This window comes from Nonomuraea endophytica, assembly GCF_014203235.1.
GTDB lineage: Bacteria > Actinomycetota > Actinomycetes > Streptosporangiales > Streptosporangiaceae > Nonomuraea > Nonomuraea endophytica.
The window spans coordinates 1-14,074 of the sequence record NZ_JACHIN010000025.1 but is presented as its reverse complement, the minus strand read 5'-3'; the positions used below and the strand labels follow the sequence as shown (position 1 = coordinate 14,074).

Here is a 14,074-nt window from a genome sequence, read left to right as displayed (position 1 = left end):
CCGTGAAGCGATTCCTCCTCTACGCCGTCCTCGTCATCGGCGCGTTCGTCTCCGTCTTCCCCTATCTGCTGGTCGTGCTGACCGCCTTCAAGGACCGCGCCCAGCTCCACACCACCGCGCCCTGGCTGCCCGGCGACCCGATGACGACGGCCAACCTGGAGAAGCTGCTCGGCGGCGACTTCCCCACCTTCATCCTGAACACGCTGCTCATGACGCTCGCGCTGACCGCCGGGCAGCTGGTGTTCACCACGTTCGCCGCCTACGCGTTCGCCAGGCTCCGCTTCCGCGGCAGGGAGGTCCTGTTCTGGCTGTTCGTCGCGACGATGATGGTGCCGGTCGCGGTGACGGTCATCCCGCTGTTCCTCATCATGCGTCAGCTCGACCTGATCAACACCTGGGGCGGGCTGCTGGTGCCGTACATCCTCGGCACGCCGTACGGGATCTTCCTCATGCGGCAGTTCTTCCGCGGCCTGCCCGCGGGACTGGAGGAGGCCGCGCGCATCGACGGCGCCGGGCCGCTGACGATCCTCCTGCGGGTACTGCTGCCGCTGTGCAAGCCCGCGCTGGGCACGCTGGCGATCATCACCGTGATCTCCTCGTGGAACAGCTTCATGTGGCCGCTGATCATCACCAGCGGCGACGAGACCAAGGTCATCACCGTCGCCCTGGCGGCGCTCAAGGTCGGTATCGGGGTCGACTACACCGCGATCATGTCCGGCGGTCTCATCGCGCTGGTCCCCATGGTCGTGATCTTCATTTTCTTCCAGCGTTACATCGTCCGGTCGGTCGTGTTGACCGGGCTGAAGTGAAAGGCGTGCCCCCCATGAAATCCCCCCGTCTCCGCCTCGCCCTGGCGGCGCTGACCCTGCTCCCCCTGGCCGCCTGCGGCTCCGGATCCTCCGACGCCGGCGGGCCGGTGACGCTCACCTACCGCATCTGGGACGAGCAGCAGAAGGTCGGCTACGACAAGGTCATGGCCGCCTTCGAGAAGGCCAACCCGAACATCAAGGTCAAGATCGAGGTCCTGCCCTGGGACGACTACTGGACCAAGCTCACCGCCGACGCGGTCGCGGGCAGCGGTCCCGACGTGTTCTGGATGCAGGTCACCTACTTCCCCGAGTTCGCCACCAAGGGCGTGCTGGCCGACCTCGGCTCGCTCGGGCTGGACACCGCGAAGTACCACCCCAACGTCGTCGCCTCCAACACCTATGAGGGCAAGCTGTACGGCGTGCCCAAGGACTGGGGCATGCCCGGCGTCCTGTACAACAAGGACCTCTTCAAGAAGGCCGGCGTGGAGATGCCGGACAAGCTCACCTGGGCCCCCGACGGCTCCGGCACGCTGCTGGAGCTGGCCAGGAAGCTGACGGTGGACGAGGCCGGCAAGCACCCCGGCGAGGCCGGCTTCAACGCCGCCAAGACCAAGGTGTACGGCTTCGCCTCGGCCAACCACTCGCAGACCCAGTGGATGAACTGGATCGAGTCCAACGGCGGCAAGCTCATCGACAAGCCGTTCGGCAAGTACACCTTCAACGACGACGCCTCGGTCCAGGCGGTGCAGTTCGGCGTGGATCTGGTCAACAAGCACCAGGTCTCGCCGCCGGCCAGCCAGACGAACCCGCCCACCGGCACGGCCGCCGACATGTTCAAGGGCGGCCAGGTCGCCATGTACCCGGCCAACAACGCGCTGCTGCCGTTCGTGGCGCCCGAGGCGGCGTTCGAGATCGGCGTCGCGATGATGCCCGAGGGCCCGAAGGGCCGCTCGGCCAACATCAACGGCCTCGGCGAGGCGGTGTACGCCAAGTCGAAGCACCTGGAGGAGGCCAAGAAGCTCGCCGCCTACCTGGGCACGGAGGAGGCGCAGAAGTCGATGGCCGACCAGGGCTTCGCCTTCCCCGCGCTCAAGGGCGACGCGCTCGCGCAGGGCTACGTCGACTACTGGAAGAACACCAAGAAGATCGACGTCACTCCGTACCTGGAGGAGTCCAAGGGCACCACGTTCAACATGCCGATCGTCACCGGCTGGACGGGCTTCGAGCAGAAGCTGAACTCCATCTTCAACGAGATCTACCTGGGCCGGCTCCCGGTGAAGCAGGGCCTCGACCAGGCCGTCACGGACGGCAACGCGACCATCAAGTAGGAGACCCCTCGTGATCACCCGGCGATCGTTGTTCGCCGGGGGCGCCGGCGTGGGCCTGACCGCCGCACTGGGGGACTCCCCGGTGCGCGCGGCGGCCCGGCGCGCCCCCTTATCCGATGTCTTCCGGCTGGGCGTCGCCTCGGGCGAGCCCGCCCCCGACGGCGTGGTCCTGTGGACCCGCCTGGCCATGGACCCGCTCGCGCTCGACGGTCTTGGCGGCATGCCGTACCGGCCGGTGCCGGTGTTGTGGCAGGTCGCCAAGGACGAGAACTTCCGGCGCGTCGTGCGCGCCGGAGCGGCGGTGGCCCGCCCGGACGCGGCGCACAGCGTCCACGTGGAGCTGCACGGGCTCGAGCCCGGCGCCGACTACTTCTACCGCTTCCGGGCCGGCTCGGAGATCTCGCCGGTCGGCAGGACCGTCACCGCCCCCGCCCCGGGCACCCGCAGCCGGGCGCTGAACCTCTCCTTCACCTCCTGCGCCGACTACCAGACGGGCTGGTTCACCCCGTACCGGCGCATGGCCGAGGACCATCCCGACCTGATCGCCTTCCTCGGCGACTACTTCTACGAGTACGGCGACTATCGCAGCCCGGTGCGCGACCAGGCCGGCGGCGAGTGCTTCGACCTGGCCGGATACCGCCTGCGCCTGGCACAGCACCGCGCCGACCCCGACCTGCAGGCGGCGCACGCGATCGCGCCCTGGACCGTGGTCTGGGACGACCACGACGTGGAGAACGGCTGGGCGGGCGACGTCCCAGAGCAGCCGGACCCGCCGTTCCTGCCGCGCCGGGCCGCCGCCTTCCAGGCCTACTACGAGAACATGCCGCTGCGCCGCGCCCAGCGGCCCGACGGCCCGGCGCTGCGGCTGTACCGCAGCATCCGCTGGGGCGCCGTGGCCAACCTGCACCTGCTCGACACCCGCCAGTACCGCGACCTGTACGCCTGTACCGGCCGCTCCGGGACCGTCGGGCCGGACTGCACGGAGCGGTTCGCGCCGGAGCGGACCATCCTCGGCCACAGGCAGGAGGCCTGGCTGGAGGGCGAGCTGCGCCGCTCCCGCGCCACCTGGGACCTGCTGGGCCAGCAGGTCTTCATGATGGAGATGGACTGGGTGAACGGCGAGGCCAAGGGCTGGTCCAACGAGGGCTGGGACGGCTACGTCGCCTCGCGCGACCGGCTGGCCGCCGCCATCGAGGACAACCGGCGCAACGGCGTCGTGCTCACCGGCGACGTGCACTCCCACTGGGCGGGCGAGATCAGGCGCGAGTCCAGGCCGGTGGCGGTCGAGCTGGTCACCACCTCGGTGACCTCGGCGGGCGACGGCCTGGACGAGTACCCCAACACCAAGCAGCTCCTGGCCGAGAACCCGCACGTCAAGTTCTTCAACGGCCGGCGCGGCTACGTGCGCGCCAAGGTCACCACGAGCGAGATGAAGGTCGACTTCCGCTCGCTGCCCTACGTCACCCGGCCGAACGCCCCCGCCCACACCTCGGGCTCCTTCGTCATCGAACCCGGAAACCCGACCCTGAACCCAGCATGACCAGGTGGGTTGATTTTCTGTACTCACTCCCCTAGCGTCGGGGCCATGATCTCTGTGGTCCTTGTGGCGGGCGCCTCGTCGGGCGTCGGGCTGGAGACCGCGCGGGCGCTGGCCCGTCGCGGTCATCAGGTGTACGGCACCAGCCGCTCGGCGGACCGCGTGGACATTCCAGGCGTGCGCCCGCTCGCCCTGGAGATCGGTGACGAAGGCTCCGTCCGCGCGTGTGTCGACCACGTCCTGGCTCGTCACGGGCGGCTCGACGCGCTCGTGTACAGCGTGGGCTTCTACGTCGCCGGGGCCGTGGAGGAGACCTCGGACGAGCTGGCCCTGGCCCAGTTGCGGGCGTACCTGCTGGGCGCCCATCACCTGGTCCGCGCCGTGCTGCCCGCCATGCGCGGGCAGGGCGGCGGCCGGCTGGTCCTGATGAGCTCGACCGCGGCCGTCGCCGCCATCCCGTTCCACGCCATCTACTCGGCCAGCAAGGCCGCCCTCAACCACTACGCCGAGGCGCTGCGCTACGAGGTCGCGCCGTTCGGGGTGCGGGTGGCGTGCGTCGAGGCCACCAGCGTGCGCACGGGCGCGGCGGCCGCGATGCGGGAGAGCGACCCGATCCCCGGCTACGAACCGGTGCGCACGCGGGTCATCGAACGGTTCCGGCGGCTGCAGCTCGACGGCCCGTCGCCGTTGCCGGTGGCCGACGGCATCGTCAGGGCCGTCGAAGCCCGCCGCATGCGCCCCCTCTACCGGATAGGGACGCAGGCGCGCACGCTGCCGTGGCTGCGCGCCTTACTCCCCTACCCGGTGTTCCGGCGGTTCTACGCCCGCTTCTTCCACGTCAGCCCTGGGTGAGCCGGATCGTGGTGGGGTCGAACAACCCGAGGATCAGGCTGAACGTGGCGTTCTTGGTGGCCACCAGCACGGTGGTGTCGGCGACGGGCACCAGGTCACCGTTCTCGAACAGCGCCGACTCCGCCTCCAGCCACAGCTTGCAGCCCTCCTCGCCGGGCTTCAGCGTGGCCTCCTCCACCAGCTTGGTGTAGCGCTCGTTGGCCAGATGGGCGAAGTTGGCCCCCTTGGGCGCCGCGGGGCCGCTCAGGAAGCCGACGAGCTGCGAGGGCAGGGTGACGCCGATCGGCAGCCAGGCCACGTCCCAGTCCTGGGTGGCGTTGAGCGACTCGGCCAGCTTGGTGTCCAGCACGCCGTTGAGCTTGATCTCCACGCCCAGCTTCTTCCAGGTGGCGGCCAGGTACTCGGCGGCCGCCTGGATGCCCGCGCCCCTGGTGGTGACGTAGAGGTAGCGCAGCGACAGCCGCTTGCCGTCCTTGACCCGGATCCCGTCGGGACCCGCCTTCCACCCGGCGGCGTCCAGCCCCGCGGCGGAGGCGGCGGCGTCGAAGGCGGGCACGTGACCGGCCACGCTGTCGCCCTTGCACGGCCGGGGCTCGGCGACCATGCCGGTGGCCGGCCTGCCGGTCCCGGCGGTGGCGATTCCGCCCAGTTCCTTCAGGTTGACGGCCTGGGTCAGCGCCTTGCGCACGGCCGGGTCCTTGGTGGGACGGTCCTCGCCCTGGTGGTAGAAGAACTGGTGCTGACCGGCCGACGGCAACATCTTGCCGATGCCGGGCGCCGCCTCCAGGCGCGTACGGTCGGCGCCGTAGAACGTGGCCCCGTTGATGCTCCCGGCCAGCAGCAGGTTCGCCGCGGTCTGCTCGTTGGGCACGACCTTCAGCACCACCTTGTCCGGCAGCCCCTTCGAGGTGGCCCCGTTCGGGCCCCAGGCGTAGTCCTTGCGGACCTCGAAGGTGTACGAGTCGCCGGGCGCGGCCGACTTCAGCACGTACGGGCCCGTACCGGAAGTGGCGCGGGCGATGGACGCGCGGTCCTTCACGCCCTTGCCGCAGACGATGAACAGGCTCTCGGCGCTCTGCAGGATGAAGGAGAACGGCTTGGGCGTGGACAGCGTCACCGTCCCGGCCGCGTCGTCGGCCACGGCCTTCATCCCGACCGGCAGCAGGACGCCGTAGATGGGCGACTTGGTGGCCGGGTCGGCGATGTGGTTGACGTTCTGCGCGACGTCGGCCGGGGTGAGCTTGGAGCCGTCGGAACAGGTGACGTCCTTGCGCAGGGTGAAGGTCACCGAGTCCGGCTTGACCTCCCACTTCTCCGCGAGACCTGGCACGATCGCGCCGTCTTCGGTGCTGGCGACCAGGGTGTCGTAGGCGACCGACAGCACCAGGTTCGTCGCGCCGAGCACGCCGGTGGCCGGATCGAGCACGCCGGGGTCGGCGGACAGGGCGTAGGTGAACGTGCCGCCCGCGACCGGACCACCCGCGGGGGCCTGCGTGCCCCCGCCACCACACGCGGCCGTGACCAGAGCCAGGGCGGCGAGCACCGCTGCTTTCTTCATGCACGAACAGTGGTACCTGCCCGCCGCCGCATCTTCGTGCCACCCGACGAAACTCCGCCGCCCCCTCGTGCCAGCCCACCGAGCCCCCAGTCAGAAGCCCCGGTCAGCCCAGTACGGGTCCCGCGCACGATCCTGCCAGGGCAGGCCGATCAGGCGCACCACGTGCGACAGGTGCTCGGACGCGCCGCAAGCCCGCAGATTCCCGCCTCACGGGTGGCCGGTGAGTGTCCGGAGGTGGTGGTGCAGGGTGCGGGCCATCAGCTCGGGTGTCATCCGGTCCGGCCGGAGCACGCCCTCCAGCGTCAGTCCGTCGATGAGCGCGGCCAGCCGCTCGGTCTCCAGTTCCGCGTCCAGCGGGCGCCGCATGGCCAGGCCGTCGACGATCCGGCGCACCAGCGTGCGCATGCCGTCGTAGGACTCCCTGGCCAGCGGCTCCAGCTCGGGCCGGGTGCGGGCGGCCGTCGCGAACGCCAGCCACACCGTGGTCTCGTCCCGCCGCTGATCGTCGAGCGGCAGCAGTTCCGACAACATCCGCTCCGCGCCCTCGGCCCTGGCGTCGCGGTCCTGCTCGGCCAGCAGTGGCCCGACACGCTCCATCAGCCGCGCGGCCACCCGGTCGAGCGAGGCCCGCATCGCGAACACCATCAGGTCCGTGTGGCTGTCGAAGTAGTGCCGGACCGAGCCGATCGCGAGCCCGGCCTCCTCGGCGACGTTGCGGAGGGACGCGTGTTCGAAGCCCGCGCGGCGCACCACGCGGAACACCGCGTCCACGACCTCGTCCCTGCGGGCTTCCGGATCGACCACCTTCGGCATATGGCCTTTATAGCACACCCCTGCTATTTTATTTGGCATGGACGTGCTAAAAATACTCCTCATCGTCGGCCTGATCGGCTACGTCGTGGCCGGGCGGATGCGCGGCCGGCCGCTCATCGCCAAGGACGTCTACGTGCCCCCGGTCGTCATGGTCGCCATCGGCGCGCACGGCCTGCTGCAGCGGCACCTGTCCCCGGCCGACCTCGGGTGGCTGGTCGTCACGATCGCGCTCGGGGTGCTCTTCGGCGTGATCCGCGCCGCCACCACCATCGTGTACGCCCGCGAAGGCGTCCTGTGGCACCGCTACACCTGGAAGACCCTGGTCGTCTGGGCCGTCACGCTGGCCATCAGCGTGGGCGTGGGCGTGCTGGCCGTGGCGGCGGGGATGCATGCCGAGGCCAGGTCCATGCCGCTGTCGATCGGCGCCGGACTGCTCGGGGAGGCTCTGGTCATCCTGCTGAGATCGCGTACGGCCGGCGTCCCGTACGCCGAGCCGGAAACCTCCCGGCGGCCGCTCTGAGATCTCTACACTGAGGCCGCCCCTTCATCCGCGACCCCCGACCCAGCGAAGCAAGGGGTTGGACGGGCCATCCCGTCGCCACACGAGAACCGATCACCCAAAAGGAGATTGGAATGCGTAAGTCGTACAAAATCGCACTACCGGCCCTGCTGGCGGCCGGCCTGCTCACGGCGCCCGGCGCGCTCACCTCCGCCGCCTCCGCCTCGACGACCCAGTCGGCGAGCGCGATGGCCCTGACCCTCGACAGCGGCAGCTGCGAGGCGATCGCCCGGCGCTTCCTCTGCGAGGTCTCCTTCAGCGGCGCGACCGCGCCGGTCGCCATCCGCTGGTTCGTCAACGGCAACCACATCCCGGCCTTCGACAACCGCAGCTTCGTGGGCATCGGCTGCCAGCCCACGTTCCGGTACGACATCCGCGCCGTGGTCTCCGACGGCAGCGGCGCGTCCGTTCAGTTCCACACCACCCCGACCTGCCGCTCCGGCACCCCATGACGCCCGGTGCGGCGGCCCGGCGGGCCGCCGCACCGTGAGTGAAGCTCAGGCGGCCTCCTCCTCCGCGCGTGGGAAGAACGGGAGGGCCAGGTAGACCTGGTCGGCGGCGGCGAGGATCAGCTCGGCGTCGTCGACCGGGGGGTGAATGTGCTGGTTGATCTGCCGCTTGATGTCCGCGCCCGCGGCGCCCGAGGCCATCACCCTGCGGTCCCAGCCCCGGGTGAACAGCCCGCCGGCGCCGCCCAGGTCCAGGCAGGTGACATAGGGAGCCGGCGTGAAGTCGCGCAGCGGCCGGCCGAGCAGGTCGGCCGCGGCGTTGTACCCGGCGACCCGGCCGAGCGGGGTGGCGTGCTGGCAGGCCTGCATGACCGTGTGCTCGTCGTCGAACGGCGCCGCGGCCGTGTCACCGGCGGCGAACACCTCCGGCAGCGCGCGCAGTGTCCGATCCACCGGCACCCGGCCGAGGTGGTCGAGTTCGCCGGAGATCTGCCGGGTGAGCTCGCTGGCGCGGATCCCGACCGACCAGACCACCGCGTCCGCCGCGGCGCTGGTCCCGTCGGACAGCACCGCGTACCCGTCGCCGACCTCCGTCACCGTGGTCGCCAGCCGGCGTTCGACGCCCAGTTCGTCCAGCGCCGCCTCGATGTGCGCGCGCGGGCCGGGGCCGAGCTGGTGCCCGACCACCGGCGACCGGTCCACCAGCAGCACCCGGCCGCGCGCGGCCAGCGCGGTCGCCGCCTCCAGCCCGACGAAACCGGCGCCGACGACCACGGCGGAGTAGTCGTCGAGCTCCCGTAGATGATCGGTCAGTCGCCGGGCCCCGTCCAGGGTGTCGATGTCGAAGAGCCTCTCCGCGCCGGGCAGCCCCTGGGGTTGCACGAGCTTGCTGCCCGCCGCCAGCACCAGGCGGTCGTAGCCGATCTCCACGCCGTCGGCCACCACGACGCGGCGGCCGGTGTCGATCGTGCTCACCGTGGCCCGCAGATGCTCGACCCCGATCGGGCCGAGAACCCTGCTCAGGTCCACCTTGGCCAGGTCCGGCTCCGGCTCGTACAGACGTGGCCGCAGCACCAGGTGCTCGTTCGGCGCGATGAGCGTGATGCGCAGGTCCGCGTCCGCGCGGGCCAGCGCCGCTCCCGCCGCGCTCCACACGCCCGCGAAGCCACCTCCGATGATCACAACGTGAGCCATCGTCCCGTCCTCTCTCAGCTTTCACCCCCGGGGAACGGGGGTTTCGGCAGGGAGACAAGACAGGGCGTTCGGATGTGACCGAGGTGAGCGAGTTTTTCGGGATTGGCCAGTCTCCTGAACGCCGTGATCCGCCCGCCGGCGACCTCCACGGTGTCGACCCAGACCAGTTTCCCCCGGGCGTAGGTGGCCATGGCAGGCCTGCCGTTCACCTCGATGATCCGATAAGCGTCGGGGCGCAGGATCTCGATCGTGCGCACGGCCAGCTTGGCGATGAGCTCGGCGCCCTGGAGCGGCCTGCGCGCCGCGGTGACCTTGCCGCCGCCGTCGCCGACGTAGACGGCCTCGGGGGCCAGCAGTTTGATGAGCCCGGCCATGTCCCCCGCGTCGGCGGCGGCCTTGAACGCCTTGAGCACCCGCTCGATCTCCGCCCTGGAGGCCTGGGGCGGTTCCTCGGCCGCCGCGACCCGCGCCCTCGCCCGGGAGGCGAGCTTACGGCTGGCGGCGCTCGTGTTCCCGAGCACGTCGGCGATCTGGTCGAAGGGGAAGTCGAAGACGTCGTGCAACACCAGCGCGACCCGTTCGGCGGGCGTGAGCGTCTCCATGACCACCAGCATCGCGGTGCTCACCGACTCGTCGATCAGCACCTGGGCGGCGGCGTCGGGGCCGGTGAGCAGTGGTTCCGGCAGCCAGGGGCCCACGTAGGACTCGCGCCGGACCCGCGCCGACCGCAGCACGTTGTACGACGTCCTGGCGGACACGGTCACCAGCCAGGCCCGCAGATCCCGCACCCCGGACAGGTCCGCGGCGGCGGCCCGCAGCCAGACCTCCTGCGTCACGTCCTCGGCCTCGGCCACGGTGCCGAGGATCCGGTAGGCCGCCCCGAAGATCGCGGGGCGATGCGCCCGCCAGTCGGCCTCCGCCAGCGCGCCAGTCGCCTCCACCCCCCTGACCTCCTCGCATCGATTTCTCCCCGAGACAGCCCACGTGTGACGCGCCCTGGGGTGTCGATCATCTCCTGGCTCCAGGCGTCCGGCGAGCACGGCCCCTCTGCTACAGCGTGCCGTCGCGGTGCGGGCGGGCGGCACGCTCCTCCTGCCCGGCGGTGCGGCCGAAACCAAGCGCGCCATACTGGCCAATATCAGCACATATCGGGAGAATAACCCCGCCCCTTCGACGCTCAGCCGTTGAGGACCTCGCGCAGCTTGCGGGCGAAGGCCTCCGGCTGGCCAGCGTAGCCGAACTCGCCGCCGAGGAAGCCGCCGTGGTGGCTGGGGAAGACCGTGACCTGCTGGCCGAGCAGCTCGGCCGTCGCCACCGCGGTCCGTCCGGTGAAGACCTCCGCCGACTCCTCCCCCACGGCGACGACGATCCGTGTCGGGGCCGCGGCGAGCGCGGCGACGTCGGGCCGGTAACTGCTGACCGCCCAGGACCGGTCGGACAGCAGCGGGTCGTCGCGACGGCCGTCGTCCTCGGCCGGCATCCCGAACGCGGCCGGATCCGGCGCGGGCTGCGCGAAGTACTCGTCGGTGAACTCGCCCTTCCACCCGGTCATCACCATGAACGCGGCCATGCCGGCGCCCCAGCCGTTCTTCTCGTACGCCTCGCGGACGCCCGCCCTGGCCCGCTCGGCCGCATCAGCGTCGGGCAGCACCGGGATGAGCGGCGGCTCGTGCGCCACCAGCGTGGCCACGTCGCCGGGGTGGGCGGCCACGAGCGCGAGCGAGGTCACCGCGCCGCCGCTGCTGCCGAACAGGTCGACCGGGCCCGCGCCGAGGGCCTCGATGATGGCGTGCACGTCGCCGGCCTGCGTGGTGGGCGTGTGATCGTCCCGGCCGTCCTTACGGGTGCTGCGGCCGAGCCCGCGCGGGTCGTAGGTGATCACCGTGCGCTCGGCGGAGTGCTCGGCCAGCGAGCTGAAGCCGGTGGCGTCCATGGGCTGGCCGATCAGGAACAGCGGCGGGCGTCCGTCGGCCGTGGGCAGCGGGCCGTGGACGTCGTAGACGAGGTCCACGTCGGGAGTCGTGAGCGTGTGCGTGGTCATGACGGTATAGACCCCTTCCGCGTTGATAACTCCTCGGACCCTACTCCGGCGCACTGACGGATTCGTGAATGGCGCGCGTACATGCGCCCTGCCCGTGCACGTGCGCTACGGCTCCCGACGGCGCGTGCGTGTGCGCCCGGCGCTACTCTGACCTCTGTGCAACCTCCAGCCCGTGACCTCGGCCGACGTATCCGCGACACCCTGGACCGGCTCGACCGCGACGTCGACGCCTGGTTCGCGACCGCCGATCCGGCCGGCCTGCCGTACCTGATGCCGCTGTCGTTCCTGTGGGACGGCGAGGCGATGCTCATCTCCACGGCCAGGACGAACCCGACGGCCAGATTCCTGGAGTCCACCGGCAGGATCAGGGTGGCGCTCGGGCCCACGCGCGACGTCGTCCTGATCCACGGCGAGCTCGGTGAGGTGATCCCGTCCGCCGAACTGCCGGTCGAGGTCGCCGACGCGTTCGCCGCCAAGGCCGGGTTCGACCCGCGCAAGCAGGGCGCCTCCTACCCGTACTACCGCGTTGTCCCGCTCCATGTGCAGGCCTGGCGCGAGGTGAACGAGCTCGCCGAGCGCGACATCATGATCGACGGCAGGTGGCTCGGCCCGCCGGTCGCATGACGTAGCGCCGGGATTGTCGGGGGCGGTGGTTATGGTCCCGGCCATGATCGCTTGTTTGGGACGGGCCGCGGTGACGGCCCGCACCGCTTCGGCTGACGAGGCACCCGCGTGAACCCCTGGCAGGAGGTACTCGACCGTATAGAGGCGGGCGAGGCCGACGAGCTGGCGACGTTCCTCGACGGGCTGAACGACCTGGGCCGGCGCGCGGTAGCCATCCAGCTGCCCGGCCACCTGGCCGAGGAGCTGCACGGCGGAGTCGAGGCACGCCGGGACATCGAGGGCCTGGCGCCCGGCTACCGGCTGGCGGGCGCGGCCTGCTTCACCGGCGCCCAGCAGGTGGCCACCTGGCTGAACCGCAGGGAACTGCGCCGCCCTGCCGACGCCGAGCGCGACGCGCACCGGCTCACGTCCGTGCTGCGCCGCCGTAGCGTGGAGTGGCGTCGTGAGCTGGCCGTACGGCTGGCGGAACGGCTGCGCCCGCCGACCGGCAGGTCGCGGCGGGGCGACGACGGGATGCCCGGCTGGGACCTGACCGCCGCGCTGGTGGCCGAGACCGGCATCGAGCCGCCGGACGGCGACGCCTTCGTCGTCGGCTGGGTGTGGCGGCTGATGCTGCGGCGGCGCTGGCACCGTGTCGGCCTCGACCGCGATCCGCTGCTCGACGCCATGGCGCCGCGCCTTTTCGAGGCGCAGGGCGTGGCCGGCCCGCTGGACATGGACGAGCGGTGGAACTCGGGGCAGAGCATTCTGGCCGAGCTGGCCGTGCTGGCCGACGAGGGCCGGGTGCCACGTGCGACGCTGATCGGCGGCTGCACCCGACGGTTCCTGGCCGACGGCCCGGCCGAGGAGATCACCCCGTTCGTCCGGCTGTGGCGGCTGCTGGCACCGGAGCCGGACGAGCTGCCGGTTGTCGGCTTCGTCCGCCTGCTGCCGAGGGCGTCGCCGCCGCTGGTCCAGCTCGCGCTGGAGGAGCTCGGGAGGGCGGAGAGCGCGGGGCTGCTGGACGACGAACTGTTCGCCGAGGCCGTGGGGGCGCTGGCGTACCGGCGTGAGAAGAAGTTCGTGCTGGCCGCCGTGCGGTGGCTGGCCCGCACGCCAGCGCCGAGGGGCGGCGGCGCGGTGCGGGCGCTGGCTCCGGTGTTCGAGGTGAACACCCCGGCTCTGCGTGAGCGCGCGGTACGGCTCGCGCTAAGGCTGGCCCCACACGCCGACGACACCGGTCAGGAGGCGATCCGCGCAGCCGCCGACCTGCTCCCCCGCGACCTGCGCGAGCAGGTGACCGCCGCCTACGGCACAAGCCCCGAGGCAGAGCCTGAGCCACCAGCCGCCGCCCATAGGCACAAGCCCCGGAGCGGGGCCTAAGCGCCTGCCGCGCCGTCCTGCGCGTGAGTGAGGTGCCCGCTCCGGCGCCGCCGGGCTCCGGGTGACCCCGGCTGGTGCCCGCCGTACACGGGCACCAGCACGTCGGGGTCAGATCTCGTCGACCGACATGGCGCCCTCGTTCGGGCGCCGGGCCAGGTCGATGCCGAGTTCCTCGGCCGCGCGGAAGACGTCCTCGTCGGTGTCACGCAGCTCGATGGACATGCCGTCGCTGGAGAGCACCTCGACGTTCAGGCACAGCGACTGCATTTCCTTGATGAGCACCTTGAAGGACTCCGGAATGCCCGGCTCGGGGACGTTCTCCCCCTTGACGATGGCCTCGTAGACCTTGACCCGGCCGAGGACGTCGTCGGACTTGATGGTCAGCAGCTCCTGCAGGGCGTACGCCGCGCCGTAGGCCTCCAGCGCCCACACCTCCATCTCACCGAAGCGCTGGCCACCGAACTGGGCCTTACCGCCGAGCGGCTGCTGGGTGATCATGGAGTACGGGCCGGTGGACCGGGCGTGGATCTTGTCGTCCACCAGGTGCAGCAGCTTCAGGATGTACATGTACCCGACGGCGATCGGATACGGGAACGGCTCCCCGGAACGCCCGTCGAACAGCAGTGCCTTGCCGTTCTCACGCACCAGCCGGTCGCCGTCGCGGGTCTCCAGCGTGTGCCCGAGCAGGCCGACGATCTCCTCCTCGTTCGCCCCGTCGAAGACCGGCGTGGCCACGTTGGTGCGCGGCTCGACCCGCTCGTAGCCCTTCTCCCGAAGGCGCTGCGCCCAGGCCTCCCGCACCCCGGAGATGTCCCAGCCGCGGGCGGCGATCCACCCGAGATGGTTTTCCAGGACCTGCCCGATGTTCATTCGGCCGGGCACGCCCAGCGGGTTGAGGATGATGTCGACCGGCGTGCCGTCCTCGAGGAACGGCATGTCCTCGACGGG

14 protein-coding genes are annotated in these 14,074 nt (G+C 71.2%); 8 read left to right on the top strand and 6 right to left on the bottom strand.

What is annotated here, in order from left to right:
- Positions 1 to 2 precede the first annotated feature (2 nt).
- From HNR40_RS50225 to HNR40_RS50210, 4 genes are read left to right on the top strand one after another with little or no spacing between them, the layout of a single operon-like run.
- On the top strand, positions 3 to 809 hold the full coding sequence (locus tag HNR40_RS50225) for a carbohydrate ABC transporter permease (RefSeq protein WP_221341820.1): 807 nt from the start codon (positions 3 to 5) through the stop codon (positions 807 to 809).
- Between the two features lie 14 nt (positions 810 to 823).
- On the top strand, positions 824 to 2,137 hold the full coding sequence (locus HNR40_RS50220; RefSeq protein ID WP_184975024.1) for an ABC transporter substrate-binding protein: 1,314 nt from the start codon (positions 824 to 826) through the stop codon (positions 2,135 to 2,137).
- 10 nt (positions 2,138 to 2,147) lie between these two features.
- Positions 2,148 to 3,677, top strand: a complete 1,530-nt coding sequence (locus HNR40_RS50215) for an alkaline phosphatase D family protein (RefSeq protein ID WP_184975021.1) — start codon at positions 2,148 to 2,150, stop codon at positions 3,675 to 3,677.
- Between the two features lie 45 nt (positions 3,678 to 3,722).
- Entirely contained in the window at positions 3,723 to 4,526 is an 804-nt protein-coding gene (locus HNR40_RS50210) for an SDR family oxidoreductase (RefSeq protein WP_184975018.1), read from the top strand.
- On the opposite strand, the gene HNR40_RS50205 is transcribed toward HNR40_RS50210, so the two are convergent.
- Both HNR40_RS50205 and HNR40_RS50200 read right to left on the bottom strand, forming a co-directional pair.
- Positions 4,513 to 6,084 (bottom strand): ABC transporter substrate-binding protein, encoded by a 1,572-nt coding sequence (locus HNR40_RS50205; RefSeq protein ID WP_184975014.1) that lies wholly within the window; start codon positions 6,082 to 6,084, stop codon positions 4,513 to 4,515. The genes HNR40_RS50210 and HNR40_RS50205 overlap by 14 nt on opposite strands.
- 207 nt (positions 6,085 to 6,291) lie before the next feature.
- A complete protein-coding gene (locus HNR40_RS50200; RefSeq protein WP_184975011.1) occupies positions 6,292 to 6,897 on the bottom strand; it encodes a TetR/AcrR family transcriptional regulator in 606 nt (201 codons plus the stop codon).
- Between the two features lie 37 nt (positions 6,898 to 6,934).
- Here HNR40_RS50200 and HNR40_RS50195 point away from each other — a divergent pair, with 37 nt between their 5' ends.
- A complete protein-coding gene (locus HNR40_RS50195) occupies positions 6,935 to 7,417 on the top strand; it encodes a DUF1453 domain-containing protein (protein ID WP_184975008.1) in 483 nt (160 codons plus the stop codon).
- A 113-nt stretch (positions 7,418 to 7,530) separates the two neighbouring features.
- Complete coding sequence (locus HNR40_RS50190) at positions 7,531 to 7,908, top strand: hypothetical protein (protein ID WP_184975005.1); 378 nt, start codon at positions 7,531 to 7,533, stop codon at positions 7,906 to 7,908.
- A 45-nt stretch (positions 7,909 to 7,953) separates the two neighbouring features.
- Here the strand turns inward: HNR40_RS50190 and HNR40_RS50185 are convergent, their stop codons facing one another.
- The 3 genes from HNR40_RS50185 to HNR40_RS50175 form a co-directional block, all read right to left on the bottom strand.
- Positions 7,954 to 9,099, bottom strand: a complete 1,146-nt coding sequence (locus HNR40_RS50185; RefSeq protein ID WP_184975002.1) for an NAD(P)/FAD-dependent oxidoreductase — start codon at positions 9,097 to 9,099, stop codon at positions 7,954 to 7,956.
- 14 nt (positions 9,100 to 9,113) lie between these two features.
- Positions 9,114 to 10,040 (bottom strand): RNA polymerase sigma factor SigJ, encoded by a 927-nt coding sequence (gene sigJ, locus HNR40_RS50180; protein WP_184974999.1) that lies wholly within the window; start codon positions 10,038 to 10,040, stop codon positions 9,114 to 9,116.
- Positions 10,041 to 10,276: 236 nt separating this feature from the next.
- The gene (locus HNR40_RS50175; RefSeq protein ID WP_184974996.1) at positions 10,277 to 11,140 is read right to left on the bottom strand and encodes an alpha/beta fold hydrolase; all 864 of its coding nucleotides are present in this window, start codon (positions 11,138 to 11,140) and stop codon (positions 10,277 to 10,279) included.
- A gap of 156 nt (positions 11,141 to 11,296) precedes the next feature.
- Here HNR40_RS50175 and HNR40_RS50170 point away from each other — a divergent pair, with 156 nt between their 5' ends.
- A complete protein-coding gene (locus HNR40_RS50170) occupies positions 11,297 to 11,764 on the top strand; it encodes a pyridoxamine 5'-phosphate oxidase family protein (RefSeq protein WP_184974993.1) in 468 nt (155 codons plus the stop codon).
- A 108-nt stretch (positions 11,765 to 11,872) separates the two neighbouring features.
- Entirely contained in the window at positions 11,873 to 13,126 is a 1,254-nt protein-coding gene (locus HNR40_RS50165) for a hypothetical protein (protein ID WP_184974990.1), read from the top strand.
- Positions 13,127 to 13,234: 108 nt separating this feature from the next.
- Here HNR40_RS50165 and HNR40_RS50160 read toward each other — a convergent pair.
- Positions 13,235 to 14,074, bottom strand: an 840-nt coding sequence (locus HNR40_RS50160) for a DNA-directed RNA polymerase subunit beta (RefSeq protein WP_446685796.1), incomplete at its 5' end; no start/stop codon positions are given.

What these genes read in the sequence shown, in the direction of transcription:
- HNR40_RS50220 (WP_184975024.1), top strand. Translation starts at nt 824, where the DNA reads ATGAAATCCCCCCGTCTCCGCCTCGCCCTGGCGGCGCTGACCCTGCTC.
- HNR40_RS50210 (WP_184975018.1), top strand. Translation starts at nt 3,723, where the DNA reads ATGATCTCTGTGGTCCTTGTGGCGGGCGCCTCGTCGGGCGTCGGGCTG.
- HNR40_RS50205 (WP_184975014.1), bottom strand. Translation starts at nt 6,084, where the DNA reads ATGAAGAAAGCAGCGGTGCTCGCCGCCCTGGCTCTGGTCACGGCCGCG.
- HNR40_RS50200 (WP_184975011.1), bottom strand. Translation starts at nt 6,897, where the DNA reads ATGCCGAAGGTGGTCGATCCGGAAGCCCGCAGGGACGAGGTCGTGGAC.
- HNR40_RS50195 (WP_184975008.1), top strand. Translation starts at nt 6,935, where the DNA reads ATGGACGTGCTAAAAATACTCCTCATCGTCGGCCTGATCGGCTACGTC.
- HNR40_RS50190 (WP_184975005.1), top strand. Translation starts at nt 7,531, where the DNA reads ATGCGTAAGTCGTACAAAATCGCACTACCGGCCCTGCTGGCGGCCGGC.
- HNR40_RS50185 (WP_184975002.1), bottom strand. Translation starts at nt 9,099, where the DNA reads ATGGCTCACGTTGTGATCATCGGAGGTGGCTTCGCGGGCGTGTGGAGC.
- HNR40_RS50175 (WP_184974996.1), bottom strand. Translation starts at nt 11,140, where the DNA reads ATGACCACGCACACGCTCACGACTCCCGACGTGGACCTCGTCTACGAC.